17 protein-coding genes and 3 tRNA genes are annotated in these 19,137 nt (G+C 51.2%); 12 read left to right on the forward strand and 8 right to left on the reverse strand.

What is annotated here, in order from left to right; all coding sequences use genetic code 11:
• Positions 1-135 precede the first annotated feature (135 nt).
• Positions 136-354 (reverse strand): YgdI/YgdR family lipoprotein, encoded by a 219-nt coding sequence (locus tag GW591_RS22255; RefSeq protein ID WP_015689428.1) that lies wholly within the window; start codon positions 352-354, stop codon positions 136-138.
• Between the two features lie 86 nt (positions 355-440).
• A complete protein-coding gene (gene mutH / locus GW591_RS22260) occupies positions 441-1,127 on the reverse strand; it encodes a DNA mismatch repair endonuclease MutH (protein WP_013574161.1) in 687 nt (228 codons plus the stop codon).
• Between the two features lie 695 nt (positions 1,128-1,822).
• On the opposite strand from mutH, the gene rppH reads away from it, so the two are divergent.
• From rppH to ptrA, 9 genes are all read left to right on the forward strand, one after another.
• Positions 1,823-2,350 (forward strand): RNA pyrophosphohydrolase, encoded by a 528-nt coding sequence (gene rppH / locus GW591_RS22265; RefSeq protein WP_013574162.1) that lies wholly within the window; start codon positions 1,823-1,825, stop codon positions 2,348-2,350.
• 11 nt (positions 2,351-2,361) lie between these two features.
• Positions 2,362-4,608, forward strand: coding sequence for a phosphoenolpyruvate--protein phosphotransferase (gene ptsP / locus GW591_RS22270; RefSeq protein ID WP_013574163.1), 2,247 nt, complete (start codon positions 2,362-2,364; stop codon positions 4,606-4,608).
• Between the two features lie 182 nt (positions 4,609-4,790).
• Positions 4,791-5,660: a prolipoprotein diacylglyceryl transferase gene (lgt, locus tag GW591_RS22275; protein ID WP_013574164.1), complete on the forward strand. Its 870-nt coding sequence runs from the start codon at positions 4,791-4,793 to the stop codon at positions 5,658-5,660.
• 6 nt (positions 5,661-5,666) lie between these two features.
• Positions 5,667-6,461, forward strand: coding sequence for a thymidylate synthase (thyA, locus tag GW591_RS22280; protein ID WP_013574165.1), 795 nt, complete (start codon positions 5,667-5,669; stop codon positions 6,459-6,461).
• A gap of 281 nt (positions 6,462-6,742) precedes the next feature.
• Entirely contained in the window at positions 6,743-7,204 is a 462-nt protein-coding gene (locus GW591_RS22285) for a prepilin peptidase-dependent protein (protein WP_112197926.1), read from the forward strand.
• A complete protein-coding gene (locus GW591_RS22290) occupies positions 7,195-7,782 on the forward strand; it encodes a prepilin peptidase-dependent protein (RefSeq protein WP_013574167.1) in 588 nt (195 codons plus the stop codon). The genes GW591_RS22285 and GW591_RS22290 overlap by 10 nt, the downstream gene beginning before the upstream one ends.
• Positions 7,779-8,264 carry a YgdB family protein gene (locus GW591_RS22295; protein WP_225444981.1) on the forward strand — a complete coding sequence of 162 codons (486 nt, stop codon included), beginning with the start codon at positions 7,779-7,781 and terminating at the stop codon, positions 8,262-8,264. The genes GW591_RS22290 and GW591_RS22295 overlap by 4 nt, the downstream gene beginning before the upstream one ends.
• Positions 8,257-8,601, forward strand: a complete 345-nt coding sequence (locus tag GW591_RS22300) for a prepilin-type N-terminal cleavage/methylation domain-containing protein (protein WP_119261286.1) — start codon at positions 8,257-8,259, stop codon at positions 8,599-8,601. The genes GW591_RS22295 and GW591_RS22300 overlap by 8 nt, the downstream gene beginning before the upstream one ends.
• A gap of 302 nt (positions 8,602-8,903) precedes the next feature.
• Positions 8,904-11,789: a pitrilysin gene (ptrA, locus tag GW591_RS22305; protein ID WP_121020171.1), complete on the forward strand. Its 2,886-nt coding sequence runs from the start codon at positions 8,904-8,906 to the stop codon at positions 11,787-11,789.
• Between the two features lie 76 nt (positions 11,790-11,865).
• Here ptrA and argA read toward each other — a convergent pair whose 3' ends face one another.
• Complete coding sequence (gene argA, locus GW591_RS22310) at positions 11,866-13,191, reverse strand: amino-acid N-acetyltransferase (protein WP_013574171.1); 1,326 nt, start codon at positions 13,189-13,191, stop codon at positions 11,866-11,868.
• Positions 13,192-13,419: 228 nt separating this feature from the next.
• On the opposite strand from argA, the gene amiC reads away from it, so the two are divergent.
• Positions 13,420-14,670, forward strand: a complete 1,251-nt coding sequence (amiC, locus tag GW591_RS22315; RefSeq protein ID WP_119261288.1) for an N-acetylmuramoyl-L-alanine amidase AmiC — start codon at positions 13,420-13,422, stop codon at positions 14,668-14,670.
• 100 nt (positions 14,671-14,770) lie between these two features.
• On the opposite strand, the gene GW591_RS22320 is transcribed toward amiC, so the two are convergent.
• The 3 genes from GW591_RS22320 to GW591_RS22330 all read right to left on the reverse strand — a co-directional run bounded on the left by GW591_RS22320 (position 14,771) and on the right by GW591_RS22330 (position 15,136).
• Positions 14,771-14,847, reverse strand: a tRNA-Met gene (locus GW591_RS22320).
• A gap of 73 nt (positions 14,848-14,920) precedes the next feature.
• Positions 14,921-14,997: transfer RNA gene (locus tag GW591_RS22325), tRNA-Met, on the reverse strand.
• A 62-nt stretch (positions 14,998-15,059) separates the two neighbouring features.
• Positions 15,060-15,136, reverse strand: a tRNA-Met gene (locus tag GW591_RS22330).
• Positions 15,137-15,355: 219 nt separating this feature from the next.
• Here GW591_RS22330 and mltA point away from each other — a divergent pair.
• Together mltA and tcdA are read left to right on the forward strand one after the other, a co-directional pair.
• Positions 15,356-16,468 (forward strand): murein transglycosylase A, encoded by a 1,113-nt coding sequence (gene mltA, locus GW591_RS22335; RefSeq protein WP_013574173.1) that lies wholly within the window; start codon positions 15,356-15,358, stop codon positions 16,466-16,468.
• 45 nt (positions 16,469-16,513) lie between these two features.
• Positions 16,514-17,329, forward strand: a complete 816-nt coding sequence (tcdA, locus tag GW591_RS22340; protein ID WP_037035155.1) for a tRNA cyclic N6-threonylcarbamoyladenosine(37) synthase TcdA — start codon at positions 16,514-16,516, stop codon at positions 17,327-17,329.
• On the opposite strand, the gene csdE is transcribed toward tcdA, so the two are convergent.
• Together csdE and csdA are read right to left on the reverse strand one after the other, a co-directional pair.
• Positions 17,317-17,751, reverse strand: a complete 435-nt coding sequence (gene csdE, locus GW591_RS22345) for a cysteine desulfurase sulfur acceptor subunit CsdE (protein ID WP_037035153.1) — start codon at positions 17,749-17,751, stop codon at positions 17,317-17,319. The two genes, tcdA and csdE, sit on opposite strands and share 13 nt — an antisense overlap.
• A gap of 20 nt (positions 17,752-17,771) precedes the next feature.
• Positions 17,772-18,977 (reverse strand): cysteine desulfurase CsdA, encoded by a 1,206-nt coding sequence (csdA, locus tag GW591_RS22350; protein ID WP_166861382.1) that lies wholly within the window; start codon positions 18,975-18,977, stop codon positions 17,772-17,774.
• Between the last annotated feature and the right edge of the window lie 160 nt (positions 18,978-19,137).

A 19,137-nucleotide genomic window follows, 5' to 3' on the forward strand; every position in this document is an offset into this window, starting at 1 on the left:
CTTAACTGACTATATACAAGGCTGGCAGATGGGGGAAGTGGCAGTGTGTGCGGGAGGAACGACGCGGTCGGTGGATAAAATAACAAAGAGCCAGTCCTGATAACTGGCTCTGCGACGGGTTAAGAAGCGTAATGCTTAACGCTTCATCACCTGGCTGACGTTGTCATTATTGATCTGGCGGTCGTTGCCTTGTTCGTCTGTGTAACTCAGCAGTCCGGTAGATTTATCCAGCTTAGGTTTACCATCAGTCAGGATCATATTGCCGTCTTTGGTTGAGATCACATAATCGCTGGCACAGCCCGCGAGGCTCAACACCACAAGCGCAGCACCGGCCGCCATTAAAGTTTTCTTCATCATCGTTAACGTTCCTTTTTGTTGTACCGAAGATATTCACATTTAGCGTAGCAAACTATCCCGCAGGCAGCGGGAAATGATATCGGTTAAAGCTGAAAATGGCGGGCCAGAAGCGCCGCCGTAAAACGCTTTTTCAAATAGAAGCCGCGCGGCAGCGTCAAAATGGGTTGCCCTGACTCTCCGATCGCTTCCGTCAGCGCTTTGCTGTTGGCAGCTTTGGGGCGAATTTGCAGGTATTCCCCATGTCGGGCTGTGATGCTTTCGACTTTACCCAGAACAATCAAATCCATCAGTTCTTCCCAGTCCTGACGCAGTTGCTCATCTTCTTCCTCAGAGGGTTGCCATAATAAAGGCGCCCCGATGTGGCGCTCAGCCAGGGGGATCTGGCGCTCACCTTCGACCGGTATCCACAAAACTCGCGCCAGTTTATGGCGCACATGGCTGTTTTCCCACGTCACACCGCTGTTACCGGTTAACGGGGCAACGCAGACAAATGTGGTTTCCAGCGGCCTGCCACGGGAATCAATTGGGATCGTTTTCAGCTCAATGCCAATATCAGCGAAATCCTGCTCCGGTTTACTTCCTGCAATGGCGCCGAGATACACCTCAAGCAACATACCGACCCAGCCTTTCTCCCGTTTAAGGTTCTCAGGAATGGGCAGGCCAGCGTGAGCGGCCAGTTCACCCAGCGTATGACCCGCCAGCGATTGTGCGCGGTGCAACAGTTGCTGTTCGTTGTGCGGAGGCTGGGTGGCAGGTAAAGGAATAGACATAAAAAAACAATGCTCACTCAATAGATTAAATTTCGTACTGCTTTTGTCATGCACAGTGAATAAAAACTTATTCCTGTGGAGCAATGAAATAATAGCATGATTTGTCTTAGTTTTTTTTCAGGTTTCTGACTTCTTTTGCGCCTTAACGATTAGGTTGATCACCTGTTGAAGGCGACAATGAACAGGATCTTCCACCTACTTATCCACAGATTTCTTGGATAACCCTGCCTGAATTCGATCACTGGTTCGATTTACAGGCTTGACGGGAGGGGTTTTATCCAATTTTTGGGGCAATGACGTCAACTTTTAGACGATCGCTGTGGATAAAAACAACATTGGTGGATCTTTCGCCAGATCACTTGAAGGTGTGAGATAACTCTCATTTTTAACCGTGGGATAACTCTGTTTAATGTGAATAACTATTTGTTTTTACAAGTTTTTATCGGAGCATGTTTTCCCGGTAAAAATAAGTTAAGAAGAGTTTTACCCTGCTTACTCTGAAGTTCTTCACATACCTATCCACAGAAAAAGTGAATAAAATCGCAGGTGATTTTTAAAATCTGTTTATAACTTGGCGTATAACTGTGAGTTATCCCATTTTTATTCATGCTGATCGGTATTAACCAGTGGTTTACCGCCTGTTGGTAGTATGAAACAATCAGTACATCTATGAGTTTAGCTATTGGGGTAGTCCGGTGATCGATGATGATGGCTACCGCCCGAATGTTGGTATTGTAATCTGTGACAAGCAGGGTCAGGTGTTGTGGGCCAGACGATACGGCCAGCACTCCTGGCAGTTTCCACAAGGGGGCATAAACCCTGGTGAAACCGCTGAGCAGGCCATGTACCGCGAGCTGTTTGAGGAAGTGGGGCTTGGCCGTAAAGATGTCCGTATTCTGGCTTCAACCCGTAACTGGTTACGTTATAAATTGCCAAAACGTTTGGTGCGTTGGGACACAAAGCCGGTTTGTATCGGCCAAAAGCAAAAATGGTTCTTGCTGCAACTGATGTGTAACGATGCTGATATCAATATGCAGCGCAGCAGTACGCCTGAATTTGATGGCTGGCGTTGGGTGAGTTTCTGGTATCCGGTTCGTCAGGTGGTGTCATTTAAGCGCGATGTTTACCGGCGTGTAATGAAAGAGTTTTCCACCACGATTATGCCGATGCAGGAAGTCTCCCTTCCCAGGACATCGCCCGCCTATCGTCGTAAAAGAGGCTAAGTCACGAAGAGATGCTCACGCGTTTGCGAGAAATTGTTGAAAAGGTAGCAATGGCGTCCAGCCTCAATGATGCGCTGGACGTACTGGTCAACGAAACCTGCCTGGCGATGGACACGGAAGTCTGTTCCGTCTATCTCGCTGACAATGACCGCCGTTGTTATTACCTGATGGCGACGCGAGGTTTGAAAAAACCTCGCGGGCGGACTATTACGCTGGCGTTTGATCAGGGGATTGTGGGTCTGGTAGGGCGTCTGGCTGAGCCCATTAACCTTGCCGATGCGCAGAGCCATCCCAGTTTTAAATATATCCCCGCCGTAAAAGAAGATCTTTTCCGATCCTTCCTGGGTGTGCCGATCATTCACCGCCGTCAGTTGCTGGGTGTGCTGGTTATTCAGCAACGCGAACACCGGCAGTTCGACGAAAGTGAAGAGTCGTTTATGGTCACGCTCGCCACTCAGCTGGCGGCGATCCTTTCTCAGGCACAGCTTAATGTGCTTTACGGGCGCTTTCGCCAGACGCGCGTTCGTGCACTTGCCGCATCGCCGGGTGTGGCCATCGGTATCGGCTGGCAGGACAGCTCGCAACCTTCGCTCGATCACGTTTATATGGCGTCTACGCTGGATACCGTCCGTGAACGCGAACGTCTGACCCGGGCCCTGGAAGACGCCGGTGCTGAGTTCCGCCGTTTCAGTAAACGTTTCGCGGCGAGTGCGCAGAAAGAAAGCGCGGCGATTTTTGACCTCTACTCTCACCTTCTTAATGATGCACGCCTCAAGCGTGAACTGTTCGCTCAAATAGATCAGGGCGCCGTCGCGGAGTGGGCAGTTAAAAAGGTCGTGGAAGAGTTTGCGGCGCAGTTTGCCAGCTTGCAGGATACCTATCTGCGTGAGCGTGGCAGCGATTTACGTGCGCTGGGCCAGCGGCTGGTTTTCCATCTTGATGATACGATTCAGGGCAACACACAGTGGCCGGAACGTTTTATTCTGGTTGCCGACGAACTGACCGCTACTTTGTTGGCCGAAATGCCGCAGGACCGGCTGGCAGGTGTGGTAGTTCGTGATGGTGCAGCTAACTCGCATGCGGCGATTTTGGTCCGTGCGATGGGCGTGCCGACCGTGATGGGCGCCGATATTCAGCCTGCACTGCTCAGCCAGCGACAGCTGATTGTCGATGGTTATCGCGGTGAACTGCTGATTGATCCGGAAGCCGTACTGGTCACGGAATACACGCGGCTGATCAGCGAAGAAATGGAGCTGAGTCAGAAGGCTGAAGATGATGTTGAGCAACCTGCAGCGCTGAAAAGCGGTGAGCGGGTGAAAGTGATGCTCAACGCCGGTCTGAGTGCTGACCATGAAAAATTGTTCGGCAGCCGCGTTGACGGCGTCGGGCTGTATCGCACCGAAATTCCTTTCATGTTGCAAAGCGGCTTCCCTTCTGAAGAAGAGCAGGTCGCGCAATATCAGGGCATGTTGCAGTTGTTTCCGCAAAAGCCGGTGACATTGCGAACGCTGGATATCGGCTCTGATAAACAGTTGCCTTATATGCCGATCAGCGAGGAAAACCCTTGTCTGGGCTGGCGCGGTATTCGTATTACTCTCGATCAGCCTGAAATTTTCCTGATTCAGGTTCGCGCGATGCTGCGTGCCAATGCTGCGACCGGAAATCTCGGTATTCTGCTGCCGATGGTTACCAGCCTTGAAGAGATTGATGAGGCACGTCGTTTAATCGATCGTGCGGGACGTGAAGTGGAAGAACAGTTGGGTTACGAGCTGCCACACACGCGTCTTGGCGTAATGATCGAAGTCCCATCAATGGTCTTTATGTTGCCTGCATTGGCCGGAAGAGTGGAATTTATTTCCGTCGGTACCAACGATCTGACGCAATATCTGCTCGCTGTTGATCGCAACAATACCCGCGTTGCCGGGCTGTATGACAGCCTGCATCCGGCGATGCTGCGGGTGCTCAAACAAATTGTCACCACCGCTGAGGTTGCCGGGCTGGATGTCAGCTTATGCGGCGAGATGGCGGGTGACCCGATGGGCGCGTTACTGCTTACCGGGATGGGCTTTCGTAATCTCAGTATGAACGGGCGCAGTGTTGCCCGTGTAAAATACCTGCTTCGCCGTATCGAACTTCATGATGCCGAAGAGCTTGCCGGTCGGGTGCTGCAGGCGCATTTTACGACGGACGTTCGTCATATGACCGCTGCTTTTATGGAAAGACGCGGGTTGGGCGGCCTGATCCGTGGTGGTAAATAAGCACCAGAGTTGATGCTTTGTACCGTATTACTCCCATCCTGCTCGCTTTCCGGCACAGGATGAGATGATTTTTTACAGAACTTTTCCAGCGGCTTAGCCCCGGAAAACCTTCCGGCTATGCTACTATTCGCTCCCTGCTGGCCCCTGAACGGGCAATAATCATAAACAATTTGTGGTGATAGATGAGCAACAGCTATCTGGCGTTTCCCCAGTTTGATCCGGTGATTTTCTCAATCGGACCGGTATCTCTCCACTGGTACGGACTGATGTACTTAGTTGGTTTTGTCTTCGCGATGTGGCTGGCAGTACGCCGTGCCAATAAGCCAGGCAGCGGCTGGACAAAAGATGAAGTTGAAAACTTGCTGTATGCTGGTTTCCTGGGGGTATTCCTCGGTGGTCGTATCGGTTACGTTTTCTTCTACAACCTGCCTTTATTCCTCGATAATCCGCTTTATCTTTTCAAGGTCTGGGATGGCGGCATGTCTTTCCACGGTGGCCTGATTGGCGTAATCGTGGTCATGCTGATTTTCGCCCATCGAACCAAACGCAATTTCTTCCAGGTTTCCGACTTTATCGCTCCGCTGATCCCGTTTGGACTTGGCGCAGGTCGTTTGGGTAACTTCATTAATGGTGAACTCTGGGGCCGTGTGACCACAGATGTGCCATGGGCAATGCTGTTCCCGGGATCCCGTCAGGAAGATATCGCCATTGCTGCCGCTGACCCTAAATGGCAGCCTTTGTTGAACCAGTACGGCGTATTACCGCGCCATCCTTCCCAGCTGTATGAACTGCTGCTTGAAGGCATCGTGCTATTCATCATTCTGAACATATTCATCCGTAAATCACGCCCGATGGGCGCGGTATCAGGCTTGTTCCTGATCGGATATGGCTTATTCCGTATTATCGTTGAACACTACCGTCAGCCGGATGCACAGCTCGGTCTGTTCGACGGGATCATCAGCATGGGGCAGGTTCTGTCCATTCCAATGGTTGTCATTGGCCTGATTGTGATGGTCTGGGCATATCGCCGTCCGCAGAAACAATTGTCGTGAGGTAACATGAAACAGTATCTGGATTTAATGCAGAAAGTGCTCGATGAGGGCACCCCTAAAGCCGACCGTACCGGTACAGGCACGCTGTCGATTTTTGGTCATCAGATGCGTTTCAACTTGCAGGAAGGTTTCCCGCTGGTCACCACCAAACGCTGTCACTTGCGCTCAATCATTCATGAACTCCTGTGGTTCCTGAAAGGTGAAACTAACATCGCCTATCTGCGTGAAAATAATGTCAGCATCTGGGATGAGTGGGCAGATGAGAATGGCGACCTCGGCCCGGTTTACGGCAAGCAATGGCGTGCCTGGGGCGCGGCTGACGGCAGGCAAATCGACCAACTGGCGAGCGTTGTTGAACAGCTGAAAAAAGACCCGGATTCACGCCGCATTATCGTGTCGGCGTGGAATGTGGGTGAACTGGATCAGATGGCGCTGGCACCTTGCCACGCTTTCTTCCAGTTCTATGTGGCCGACGGGAAACTGTCTTGTCAGTTGTATCAGCGTTCATGCGACGTTTTCCTCGGACTGCCGTTTAACATCGCCAGCTACGCGCTGCTGGTGCATATGATGGCGCAGCAATGTGATCTGGAAGTCGGTGACTTTGTCTGGACCGGTGGTGATACACATCTGTACAGCAACCATATGGAACAGACACATCTGCAACTGACGCGTGAGCCTCGTGCATTGCCAAAACTTGTCATTAAACGCAAACCTGCCTCCCTGTTTGATTACAACTTCGAAGATTTCGAGATTGAAGGGTACGATCCGCATCCCGCAATCAAAGCGCCGGTCGCGATCTGATTCCTTGTTTTTACCGCCTGACAGCACTGTCAGGCGGCCATTTCCCTTTTATCCGGCTTTCCCTCTGCTCCACTTTTTACGCCTTTTACTGACGATTCCAATCCCGATTTACATCCCGATGCTATCCCTGCGAGACATCACGCAACTTATTTGTCGCGTGGATTTCGTTGCACCGATAGTTCTCATGACATCCTGGAAAAAATGACTCTCCCAGTGGCGGAAAAAATCTAAATGCCTATTTTGGCCGCATGAAAACATTTGAGCGGGCAGGGGAAGAGGGGATGTCGCTGATAGAAATGATGGTTGTTGTGACTTTGGTCGCCATGTGCACATTGTGGGGAATCCACACCTGGCGCGATTATCAGCAGGCATTAAAGCTTGAGCAATCTGCGCAGCAACTGCGTTTGTATTTGTACGGGGTGCAGGCCGAAGCCAATAATTACAATCGTTCTGCTGTCTTATGGGGCATTGCCGGTGCTAATGGATGTGTGGGTAGCGGAACCCGCCCTTCAGGTTGTCATAGTGCCGTGGGTAAAATATTCGCCATCAATGAACCCGGTGTGGAGTTACTCGCTGTCAGTGAAAAAACCATGGGTTTTTACGGCCTGCGTAATGCCGCACTTGCCGGACATATCACACTAAAAAATTCAGCGGGTAGTTTGCGAATCGTACTTTCTGTCAGAGGACGGTTACGTACGTGTAGTGAAAATCAGCCTTTACTGAGTATCGGCTTATGCCAGTGAATTTAGCCCGTTGTCAGGGATTCACGCTGCCTGAAGTCATGATTGCGATGGGGATTGGCAGCATGCTGATGCTCAGTGCCGCGCAAATCTATCCGCTGATGCGCCAGAGAAGCCAGAGTCTGGGCCGACATTATCAGCTCGAGCAACTGTTGCGCCAGACTACTTTTGCCATTGGCAAAGATATTCGTCGGGCCGGTTTCTGTAACGGAACCTGCGAGGGTAAATCTGTCATCATCGGCAACGCTGCGGGTGAAGCAACCAGCTCCTGCATCCTTGTTATCTATGACCTGAACCGCAACGGAACATGGGATAAGCCCGGGACGGCGGACTCTGAATACTTTGGTTACCGTTTGCGTCAGGGCGGTATTGAGATCCAGCGCGGGGCGGGTGATTGCAGCAGCGGAGGTTGGGAAAAACTCCTCGACCCTGCTGAAGTCAGCGTGACCCGGTTCGTGGTAACCGAGGTCGCAGCAAGTGGCTCCGGCCGCCTGTATTCTCTGCAACTTGAAGCCAGCTGGAGCAAAAATCCTTTCATCCACCGGCAGGTGACCGAGATGATTGCAGGCCACGTCTTATGACAGCAGCAAAAATGCGCGATTCGTCCAGACAGCGGGGGAGCGCCATGATCCTGAGTATTTTGGTGATGATGGGATTAGGGCTGATTGCCCTTAACTCGCTGCAACAGCAACTTTCCGCCGGGCTTGCGCTGACGTCAAATCAGCATCGCTATGTCATTGCCCGGGAAAATGCAGCCTCAGCATTAGCATGGGGTATCCGCCAGTCATGGAAAGACAGCAGCGAACCTCTCTGGCAGTGCCGGGATATGCCCGCAGGCCTCATTGTTTCAGGAAGTGGCAGGACGTGTACCCGGCCTTCATTGCGTCAGGATATCTTTCTGGTTCGTGGTGAGGGAAGAATGGCTGAAGGCAATGAGCCGGTTATGCAGTATCAGCAAGTCAGTATTAAAAAACAGACTGGTGGAAATCTGATTTTTTCACCGCTGACACAGGGATGGCTGGATTTTTGTCCTGAGGCTGATGAGCAGATCTGCAATGAATGAAAGCCACTCAGCACAGCAAGGTTTCAGCCTCACGGAAGCGCTCATCGCCATGTTGTTCTTGTCAGTTTCCATTCTGGGACTCCTGAATTATTACCAATCACTGAGCAATGGGTTTATGCGTCAGTGGCAGGTTCAGCAGGCGTGGTCAGAAGCACATTCCCAGCTTGAAGCATATTCAGTGGCAGGAAAGGGGACGGAGCCTTTAGCGAAAGATTGGGAATATCGGTTTACAGGCATTTCAGATGCACAATCCTGCAAGCTGGTCACTGCGACAATTCAAACGCCGGCAAAATATCAGGCAATATTGCAGCGCTTAATATGCAATTTGGGCCCCTGAAGTTGTGCCTGTAAGCCGCATATTACCGGACAAAAATACTGTTAAGCCACTTGCAATGGCGGGCTAACAGCTTAGAGTGGTTTAACAGGGTTATTTTTCCCTATAGGGAGCAATTGGCTTTATGGTTAAAACGTGACGGAACATAGGAAGAAAATCCCGATTCGATTTTTTTCACAACTATCCTGTTTCTGCGGGGTCTTAGCAGGCTTAACCGCTCAAAACAGCTTGTTGAGGTTCATCTACCGGTGAGCTGTATATTTATTGCCCGTGTGGCACGTTTAATCGATTGAGGGAGAGTGGCAATGTTAAAACACGTTACCCGCATTTCCGGGGTACTGTTGTTATTGACCTTTTGGGCCCCTGTTGTTTCAAGTGCAGCCGACTGGCAGCCTTTTGCACAAGCTATCAATAAAAGTCAGAACGACCCTCGCCAGTATCAGGCAATTAAACTGGCTAATGATATGACCGTCTTGCTGGTTTCTGACTCTCAAGCCCCCAAATCACTCGCCGCGCTCGCCATTCCTGTCGGTTCGCTGGAGGATCCTGATTCTCAGCTGGGTCTTGCCCACTATACTGAGCACATGTTACTGATGGGCTCGAAGAAATATCCTCAGCCGGAAAGTCTGTCTGAATTCCTTAAGAAACACGGTGGCAGCCACAATGGCAGCACTGCTTCTTACCGTACCGCGTTTTATCTTGAAGTAGAAAACGATGCCTTGCCAGAAGCGGTAGATCGCCTTGCAGATGCTATCGGTGAACCGTTGTTAGACCCCGCCAACGGGGACCGTGAGCGTAATGCGGTGAACGCTGAACTGACCATGGCCCGATCACGTGACGGCATGCGGATGGCGCAAGTTCGCGCAGAGACATTAAATCCCAGGCATCCGGCGTCCCGTTTTTCAGGCGGAAACCTGGATACGTTGAAAGATAAACCGGGCAGTAAGCTTCATGATCAGCTGACGGCTTTTTATCAGCGCTACTATTCTGCCAACCTGATGGTCGGTGTGATTTACAGTAATAAACCGTTGCCTGAACTTGCTGAGCTGGCCGCCACAACCTTTGGTCAGATCGCCAATCACCACGCAGCCGTGCCGCCGATTACGGTCCCGACATTAACAGCAGACCAAAAGGGTGAGTTTATCCATTTCGTTCCTGCACAGCCGCGCAAAGAATTACGGGTTGAATTTGCAATTGATAATAATAGTGCCCATTTTCGCAGTAAAACAGACACCTATATCAGCTATCTGATGGGTAACCGCAGCCCGAATACCTTATCAGACTGGTTACAGAAGCAAGGCTATGCCGATGGGATCAGCGCAGGTGCGGACCCGATGGTTAACCGTAATATGGGCGTATTCAATATCTCTGTTTCCCTGACTGATAAGGGACTGGCGCAGCGCGATACGGTTATTGCAGCCATTTTCAACTATCTCAACGAAATACGCGCTCAGGGCATCAAAAAAACCTATTTTGATGAAATTGCCCACGTTATGGCGCTCGACTTCCGCTATCCGGCGCTGACGCGTGATATGGATTATGTCGAATGGCTGGTGGACACCATGTTGCGGGTTCCTGTCGAACACGTTCTAGACTCACCTTATCTGACTGACCAGTATGACCCCAAGGCGATTGAGGCACGTCTAACAGAAATGACGCCGCAAAATGCGCGTTACTGGATCATCAGTCCGAACGAGCCGCACAATAAAGTGGCCTACTTCGTTAATGCGCCTTATGAGATTGATAAAGTTCCCGCGCAAACCTACTCGCAGTGGCAGACGTTGGGGAAGGGGATTTCGCTGTCGCTGCCAGCGCTGAATCCGTACATTCCTGATTCACTTGCGCTGGTCACTAAAGATTCGACGGCGACGAAACCTGAGCTGCTGGTTGAAGATAAAGGTTTGCGTGTGTTCTACATGCCGAGTCGTTATTTTGCTGATGAGCCTAAAGCCAATGTGACTGTTTCTTTCCGCAATGAGCAGTCGCTCAGCACGGCTAAAAATCAGGTGCTCTATGGCCTGACGGATTACCTCACCGGCGTGGCTTTTGATCAGCTGAGTTATCAGGCATCCATTGGCGGGATCACGTTCGGGACATCTCCGGATAACGGTTTGCAGTTTACTGCCACAGGTTTTACCGAGTGTCTGCCTGATTTACTGGCCGCACTGGTTGATAACTATCCCGATTTCAAACCGACTCAGGAACAGCTTGATCAGGCGAAATCATGGTATCTCGAACGCTTAGCTTCAGCAGATAAAGGAAAAGCGTTTGAGCTGGCGCTGCAACCGGTTCAGTTACTTTCGCGGGTGCCTTACACCGAGCGCAGCGAGCGTGAAAAGCTGGTTTCTGCCATCACACTGGATGATGTGAACGCTTACCGTGAACAACTGGTTCACCATGCTGCCGTGGAAATGATGGTTGTGGGGAACATGACGGCTGATCAGGTTAAAGCGATGTCTCAGCAAATTATGCAAAAGCTGGGCGCGCATGGGACACGGTGGTGGCGCGGAAAGCAGGCTGTAGTGACTCAGCCGCTGAAAGCAAATATCCAGCGTATCGGGACAAGTTCGGACTCAGCACTGGCAGCGGTATATGTTCCCACCGGTTATGATGAAGTTCAGAGCATGGCGTACAGTGCATTGCTGGGACAGATTATTCAGCCATGGTTCTACAGCCAGCTTCGGACACAGGAACAGCTGGGTTATGCCGTGTTTGCTTTCCCTATTCCGGTAGGAAAACAGTGGGGGATTGGTTTCCTGCTGCAAAGTAACAGCAAGCAACCTGACTATCTGTATCAGCGCTATCTGGCATTTTATCAGCAGGCCGAAAAACGTCTGCGTGAAATGAAGGATGATGAGTTTCTGCAATATAAACAGGGACTGGTGCATGAAATGCAGCAAAATCCGCAGACGCTAGATGAGGAAGCCGACCGTCTGGGGAATGATTTCAGTCGCGGAAATCCGCAATTTGATACCCGCACGAATGTGATCCGGGTTATTGCCGGGCTGACTCAAACTCAACTGGCGGATTATTTCGATCAGGCTGTAATGAAGCAGGATGGTCTGGCGATGCTTTCGCAGGTCTCAGGCAACGATAGCAAGATCCCACAATATGCGGTGCCTGAGGGCTTTAAAACCTGGCCTGACACCTCCACGTTGCAACAGGTGCTGGAACCGCACGCGGATAAATAACGTGCTGATGTGCAAAGCAAAATAAAAAGGACGCGAGAGCGTCCTTTTTTACCACGGAGGAAAGGTGGCGAGATTTTTACAGTTCGGCGATCAGTATTTTGGAGCGACGCTGGTAGTTGTACATTTCTTGTTTCTGAATCGGCAACACATCCACTTCTGCTGGCTTGAAGCCACGTTCCTGGAACCAGTGAATACTGCGGGTCGTCAGTACGAACAGCCTGTTCAGCCCCATAAGTTTCGCCTGGCTGGCAACGCGTTGCAGTAACATTTCACCGCGTGAAGAGCTGCGGTAGTCGGGGTGAACCGCCACGCAGGCCATTTCGCCAATCCCTTCATCATGGAAGGGGTAAAGCGCTGCGCAGGCAATGGTCAGGTTATCCCGCTCGATAATGGTAAATTTATCGATTTCCATTTCCAGCTGTTCGCGGGAACGACGCACCAGAATACCCTGTTGCTCCAGCGGCCGGATAAGTTCCAGAATGCCGCCGATGTCGTTGATGGTTGCACGACGCACTTGCTCGGCACTTTCCATCACGATTTGCGTACCAATACCGTCTCGCGAGAACAGTTCCTGAACCAGCGCACCGTCTTCCTGATAACTGATCAGGTGACTGCGACGTACACCACTGCGGCAGGCTTTCACCGCGCCGCGCAGGAAGCGAACGGTGCCGGAAAGATAGTCACCGCTGGATTCCATCTGATCAATTCTTTGCTGTGCATCATTAGGGAACAGTTCGGAAATAATATTACCTTCCTCGTTGATTACCCCCTGAGAAGAGCAGAAGCCGATCATTTTTTCCGCTTTCAGTTTGATTGCTAGTTGTGTCGCTACTTCCTCAGAAGTCAGGTTGAAGCTTTCACCGGTAACCGAAACTGCCACCGGGCCAAGCAAGACAATGGCATTGCTGTCGAGCTGACGGTGAATCGCTTCTTCATCAATACGGCGGATACGGCCGCTGTGACAGTAATCAATACCGTCATCGACGCCCAGCGGTTGAGCAATGATAAAATTGCCGCTGACGACGTTGATGTGCGCACCTTGGAGTGGCGTATTATTCAGACTCATCGAAAGTCGCGCTGTGATATCGAGCTGCAGCAGACCTGCGGCTTGCTTAACCAGCTCGAGCGCGCGGGCATCGGTGACGCGGATGTTTTTATGATAAATCGGTTCGTAATTATGCTCAGAAAGGTTCTCATCAATCTGCGGTCGGGCGCCATAAACAACCACCAGACGGATGCCTAAGCTGTGTAACAGGCCGATATCATTGACAATATTGCTGAAATTCTCATGTTCAATGGCTTCTCCACCGAGCATGACAACGAATGTTTTGCCACGGTGAGCATTTATATAGGGAACTGAGTGGCGAAATCCCTGGACCAGTTCAGTACTACGTTCCTTCACGGCAAAACCTCGTATGAATTTTTATTCGTAATTTTTGTATTTTTATTCTTTTATGGCCCTGTGGCAAGTAAGAAATCTCTGTTTTTGTTTTAACCCTTATCACAAACATACAACAAATTGATAAATAGACTAAATGTTTAGGAATGACATGCAGGATATGATTCGTTAGAATTCGTAAATTGAGTTTTTTATCATCTTTTTTTAACTTTTGGACCTTTTTGAGACTGCATGACTGACGATACTCACAATCCCGGAAGACGACGCCTCCTGCAAACCGTAGCTGCTTCCTGGATGCTCAGCGTGAGTAAAGTAGGTTTTGCGGCCAGCTCACAGGTTATTGCCGTACGCATCTGGCCCTCGTCTACTTATACCCGAATCACCCTCGAATCCAGCACGCCCTTAAAATATAAGCAGTTTCTGCTCAGTGATCCGCCACGCGTTGTGGTGGATATCGAAGGCGTGCATCTCAACAGTGTGCTCAAGGGACTGGGTGAAAAAATCCAGCAAAGTGATCCTTACATCCGGCAGGCGCGGGTGGGGCAGTTTGATACCAAAACGGTGCGTCTGGTGTTTGAGCTAAAGCGTACAATCAATCCGCATGTCTTCACGCTGAAACCGGTCGCTGAATTCCATAACCGGCTGGTGATCGATTTGTATCCGCAAGAAGGTGAGATCAGTGCTCAGGATGATCCGCTGCTGGCGTTACTGGAAGATTACAACCGCGGAGATGTCGCGAGAACATTACCGCCGGAAACGAAGAAAGACGGCCAGGCGGGGCGAAGCCGGCCACTGGTGATTATGCTTGATCCCGGCCATGGCGGTGAAGATCCGGGAGCCATTGGCAAATACAAGACCCGTGAGAAAGATGTCGTGTTGCAGATTGGCCGCAGATTACAGAAGCTGATTGCGCGTGAACCCAATATGAAAGCGCATATGACCCGCAATGAAGACGTGTTTATTCCGCTCAAAGTCCGCGTGGCAAAGGCACGAAAACTGCGGGCAGACCTTTTTATCTCTATCCACGCAGATGCCTTTACCAGTCGGGCAGCAAGAGGCTCATCGGTTTTTGCGTTGTCGACCAAAGGCGCCACCAGTTCCGCAGCACGTTTTCTCGCACAAACGCAGAATGAATCTGACCTGATAGGCGGCGTCAGTAAAAGTGGCGACCGGTATCTGGATCACACGATGTTTGATCTGGTTCAGACGGCAACCATCAGCGATAGCCTGAAATTTGGCAAAGAAGTGCTGACGCGCATGGGAAAGATTAATCATCTGCACAAAAATAAAGTGGATCAGGCCGGATTCGCGGTATTGAAAGCGCCGGATATTCCGTCGATTCTGGTCGAAACGGCGTTTATCAGTAACATTAATGAAGAGAAAAAATTGCGGACTGCGCATTTTCAGCAGCAGGTGGCGGAGTCAATTCTGGCCGGGATCAAAGCGTATTTCGCACAAGGCGGGATGTCGACGATGGGATGAGTCGCGCGGGGGCGGGGTGATTATTCCGCGCTTCGCCGGAATTCAGATACAAAAAAACACCCGTTAGGGTGCCTGATGTTTTTCACTGATTTTTAGTAGTTGGTTGCGGGGGCCGGATTTGAACCGACGACCTTCGGGTTATGAGCCCGACGAGCTACCAGGCTGCTCCACCCCGCGTCCGTCACTACTGTTTACTGCTTTATTTCATCACATTATTCGAACTGAGCATCTTTATGCGTCTGTCTCGAATTGGTTGCGGGGGCCGGATTTGAACCGACGACCTTCGGGTTATGAGCCCGACGAGCTACCAGGCTGCTCCACCCCGCGTCCGTATACTGCTTTAATTCATCGTACAATTCAACCGGGCATTTAATGCATCGATATCGAATTGGTTGCGGGGGCCGGATTTGAACCGACGACCTTCGGGTTATGAGCCCGACGAGCTACCAGGCTGCTCCACCCCGCGTCCGATGGAGGCGAACTATACTCCCCATGAGATTTCGTGCAACCCTTTTTTGAATTTATTCAAATAAAGCACTTAGTTGCTGGCTTTTTATGCACAAAATCGCCGTTTGGTGTTCAATTTGGCTCAGTACACTTTTTTCGGCTGTGGTAATTCCTTTCTGATAGGGCGTTTGTTATCGTTTCGCCAGCCATTTCCCTGAAAGTAAGAGAGCGCGGAATAATGAAAGGACGTTGGAGTAAATATCTGCTGGGTGGTCTGGTGTTAGCGGTGCTGGCGGGGTGTTCTTCGCGACCGACTGACCGGGGCCAGCAGTATAAAGATGGCCGTCTGGATAATGCGCTTGAATATGTGAATGAGCCGAATGCTACAGGCAAGCCGGTAAATGCGCTGGATTACTCTAATCAGGTCGCTGCGGTACAAATTGCCTCTTCTTCTTTATATGGTCGTAATAACACGACATTCCAGGCTGTTGAACAATGGCTGCGCTCCGGGGCTGATACCCGCAATCTTAGCCAGTACGGCATCAGCGCCTATCAGATGGAAGGTGCTGACAATTTTGGTAACGTGCAACTGACCGGCTATTACACGCCAGTTGTGCAGGCGCGCTACACCCGTCAGGGCGAATTCCAGTATCCGCTGTACCGTATGCCGCCTAAACGCGGTCGTCTGCCCGATCGTGCTTCGATTTACTCCGGTGCCCTGAGTGATAACTATGTGGTGGCCTGGACCAACTCCCTGATGGATAACTTTATGATGGAAGTACAGGGCAGCGGTTATGTCGATTACGGCGATGGTCGCCCGTTCATGTTCTTCGGTTATGCGGGCAAGAATGGTCACGCTTACCGCAGTATCGGCAAAGTGCTGATCGACCGCGGTGAAGTGGCGCGTGAGAATATGTCTATGCAGGCGATCCGCCAGTGGGCAGATACTCACAGCCCGGCAGAAGTGCGTGAATTGCTGGAACAGAATCCGTCATTCGTTTTCTTCAAGCCTGAACCTTTCGCGCCAGTTCGCGGTGCCAGCGGTGTGCCGCTGATTGCCAAAGCCTCTGTAGCTTCTGACCGTTCGCTGATCCCGGCGGGTACTACCTTGCTGGCGGAAGTGCCGGAGCTTAACGATAAAGGCAAGTTTACCGGTAAATATCATATGCGTCTGATGGTCGCACTGGATGTTGGTGGTGCGATTAAAGGACAACATTTCGATATGTATCAGGGGATTGGTCCTGACGCTGGCCACTCCGCAGGATTTTATAATCACTATGGACGCGTCTGGGTGTTAAAATCAGCGCAGAACGGCAAGCCGTTGTTCACGGCATACGCGCCATCCAACTAGATTTCAAACGACAAAGTCTTCGAACGCACTGAGGTTTATCTTTTCATGACAGCGACTTACTCCGACGCTTATCAGCAACGTTTTGGCGGAACTGCCCGGCTTTATGGTCAGCAATCGCTGGAGCTGTTCTCGCAGGCGCATATCTGTGTGATTGGTATTGGCGGAGTGGGGTCATGGGCTGCGGAAGCGCTGGCCCGCACCGGTATTGGCGCGATCACGCTGATTGATATGGATGATGTGTGTGTGACCAACACCAACCGTCAAATCCATGCGTTACGTGAAAACGTCGGGCAGGCAAAAACGGAAATTATGGCGCAGCGCATTCTGGCGATTAATCCGGAGTGCAAAGTCACCTGCATTGATGATTTTATTACGCCGGATAACGTGGCTGAGATGCTCGATCACGGATTCAGCTATGTCATTGATGCTATCGACAGCGTCCGGCCTAAAGCCGCGCTGCTGGCCTATTGCCGTCGTTATAAAATTCCGGTGGTGACGACGGGCGGTGCGGGTGGTCAGATTGATCCGACCCAAATTGCTGTCGTGGATCTGGCGAAAACCATTCAGGATCCGCTGGCGGCAAAACTGCGTGAACGTCTGAAAAATGATTTCAACGTGGTGAAAAACAGCAAAGGTAAGCTCGGAATTGACTGTGTGTTTTCCAGCGAGCCGTTGATGTATCCGCAGGCTGATGGCTCGGTATGTGCTGCAAAGGCAAGCGCAGAAGGCCCTAAACGCATGGATTGCGCGTCTGGTTTTGGGGCTGCAACGATGGTTACCGCGACGTTTGGTTTTGTCGCGGTATCCCACGTACTGAAGAAGATGATGGCTAAGGCGCAGCGTCAGGCTCAGGCAGCCTGACGAGCCAGGGCGATTACGCCTTCTGCCAGCGCATGAAGCCCGCTGGAGCGGCTGGTACTCAGTTGCTCACGCAACCCCAATACATCAAACAGCGCCAGCGGATCCCGCATTAAAATCTCGTCTGGCGTTTTGCCTTCCACGGCGGTCAGTAGCACTGCCAGCAAACCTTTAACGATCCTTCCTTCGCTGTCACCATAGAAATGCATTGTTCCATTCACCGCTTTTTCCGCGCCTAGCCATACCCGGTTTTCACAACCAGACAGCTCATTTTCCGGCGTTTTCAACGTCGTATCCAGCGGTGGCAAAGATTTCGCCAGCAGGATTAACTGACGGTAGCGGTCTTCCCACTGACGGAATGACGCGAATTTTTCGGTCAGTGAGGATTCAGTGATCTCATGGCCGAAAGGATGTGGCGCTAACATGGTATTCCCCAAAGAATGAATTAGTCGGCTAACAGATCGAAAGCATATTTTACTGCCCTGACCAGCCGCATGACGTCCTGTTCATTATTATACGGCGCAAATGAAGCCCGTAATGTGCCGCTGATGCCCAGAGCATCCATCAATGGCTGGGCGCAATGCTGTCCGGCGCGCAAGGCAATGCCTTGTTCAGCCAGCAATGTCACAAGGTCACTGTGATGCACACCGGCGATATCGAATGCCAGAAGTGAGGCATTCTGACAGCGGAAACTGCGGAAACCCTCAATCTGCGTAAGCTGCTCTTCAGCCAGACTCGCCAGATTTTGTGTATATTTCTCTGCCGCTTGCAGATCTACGGTTTTTAACCATTTCAGCGCTGCTGACATCCCGATCACACCGGCAATGTTAGGCGTACCCGCTTCGAAGCGGTGGGGCACGGCCTGCGGTGTAAAACCGGTCATGGAAGCCTGGGTCAGCATTTTCCCGCCGCCCTGCCACGGTGCCATATTCTCGAGCAATTTAGTTTTGCCATACAGCACGCCGATGCCTGTCGGCCCGTAAAGCTTATGGCCGGAGAAGGCATAAAAGTCGATATCGAGTTGTTGAACGTCTGGCGAACAATGAACAACGCCTTGTGCGCCATCGATCAGAACGGGCGTGTCGTTAGCGTGTGCCAGTTCAACGGCACGGGCTATATCGGGTATTCCGCCGGTAACATTCGACATTTGCGTCAGTGCCAGCAAGCGGGTTTTGTTGTTCAGCAGGACGGAAAGGGCGGTGATATCAGGAATGCCGCACTCATCCACTGGCAGCGTGATCACCTGCGCCTGACATTGTTGTGCGACCATCAGCCACGGAATGAGGTTAGCGTGATGTTCCGCCTGACTGACAATAATCTCATCACCCGGTTGCAGTCGAGGGCGTAGCCAGCTTTGTGCCACCAGATTTATGGACTCCGTGGTTCCCCGCGTCCAGACGATATCTGCGGAATGCGGCGCGTTGATCCACTGCGCCACCAGCCTTCTGGCCTGCTCGTAGTCATCTGTCAGGGTTTGCGCCGCATGATACTGGCTGCGGTGCACGGTGGCTCCTTCCTGAGAGTAGAAATTTACAGTGGCCTCGATCACCGCCTGCGGCTTCAGGGCGGTGGCGGCACTGTCGAGATAACATTGCCCCTGAGACAACGCAGGAAACTGTTGACGAAAATCTGCGGGGTTAAAATCAGTCATACGAAATCAGATCCTTCGGCCTGAGTTAAAAATACAGGTTTATCTGTAACACAAGCCGCTTATTCATTTTAGGAATGGTTACCTGGAAATTCATCAGAGGTTTGTTATGCTGAATTACGAAGACTAGAAGCATTAGCCTGGAGTCTAACCAGGAATTTGA

It is taken from the genome of Rahnella aceris (assembly GCF_011684115.1).
Classification (GTDB): Bacteria; Pseudomonadota; Gammaproteobacteria; order Enterobacterales; family Enterobacteriaceae; genus Rahnella; species Rahnella aceris.

Bases quoted from the DNA above. Each gene is read 5' to 3' on its own strand.
- GW591_RS22255 (WP_015689428.1), bottom strand. From the start codon at position 354: ATGAAGAAAACTTTAATGGCGGCCGGTGCTGCGCTTGTGGTGTTGAGC.
- mutH (WP_013574161.1), bottom strand. From the start codon at position 1,127: ATGTCTATTCCTTTACCTGCCACCCAGCCTCCGCACAACGAACAGCAA.
- ptsP (WP_013574163.1), top strand. From the start codon at position 2,362: ATGCTCACGCGTTTGCGAGAAATTGTTGAAAAGGTAGCAATGGCGTCC.
- lgt (WP_013574164.1), top strand. From the start codon at position 4,791: ATGAGCAACAGCTATCTGGCGTTTCCCCAGTTTGATCCGGTGATTTTC.
- thyA (WP_013574165.1), top strand. From the start codon at position 5,667: ATGAAACAGTATCTGGATTTAATGCAGAAAGTGCTCGATGAGGGCACC.
- GW591_RS22285 (WP_112197926.1), top strand. From the start codon at position 6,743: ATGTCGCTGATAGAAATGATGGTTGTTGTGACTTTGGTCGCCATGTGC.
- GW591_RS22290 (WP_013574167.1), top strand. From the start codon at position 7,195: ATGCCAGTGAATTTAGCCCGTTGTCAGGGATTCACGCTGCCTGAAGTC.
- GW591_RS22295 (WP_225444981.1), top strand. From the start codon at position 7,779: ATGACAGCAGCAAAAATGCGCGATTCGTCCAGACAGCGGGGGAGCGCC.
- GW591_RS22300 (WP_119261286.1), top strand. From the start codon at position 8,257: ATGAATGAAAGCCACTCAGCACAGCAAGGTTTCAGCCTCACGGAAGCG.
- ptrA (WP_121020171.1), top strand. From the start codon at position 8,904: ATGTTAAAACACGTTACCCGCATTTCCGGGGTACTGTTGTTATTGACC.
- amiC (WP_119261288.1), top strand. From the start codon at position 13,420: ATGACTGACGATACTCACAATCCCGGAAGACGACGCCTCCTGCAAACC.
- mltA (WP_013574173.1), top strand. From the start codon at position 15,356: ATGAAAGGACGTTGGAGTAAATATCTGCTGGGTGGTCTGGTGTTAGCG.
- tcdA (WP_037035155.1), top strand. From the start codon at position 16,514: ATGACAGCGACTTACTCCGACGCTTATCAGCAACGTTTTGGCGGAACT.
- csdE (WP_037035153.1), bottom strand. From the start codon at position 17,751: ATGTTAGCGCCACATCCTTTCGGCCATGAGATCACTGAATCCTCACTG.
- csdA (WP_166861382.1), bottom strand. From the start codon at position 18,977: ATGACTGATTTTAACCCCGCAGATTTTCGTCAACAGTTTCCTGCGTTG.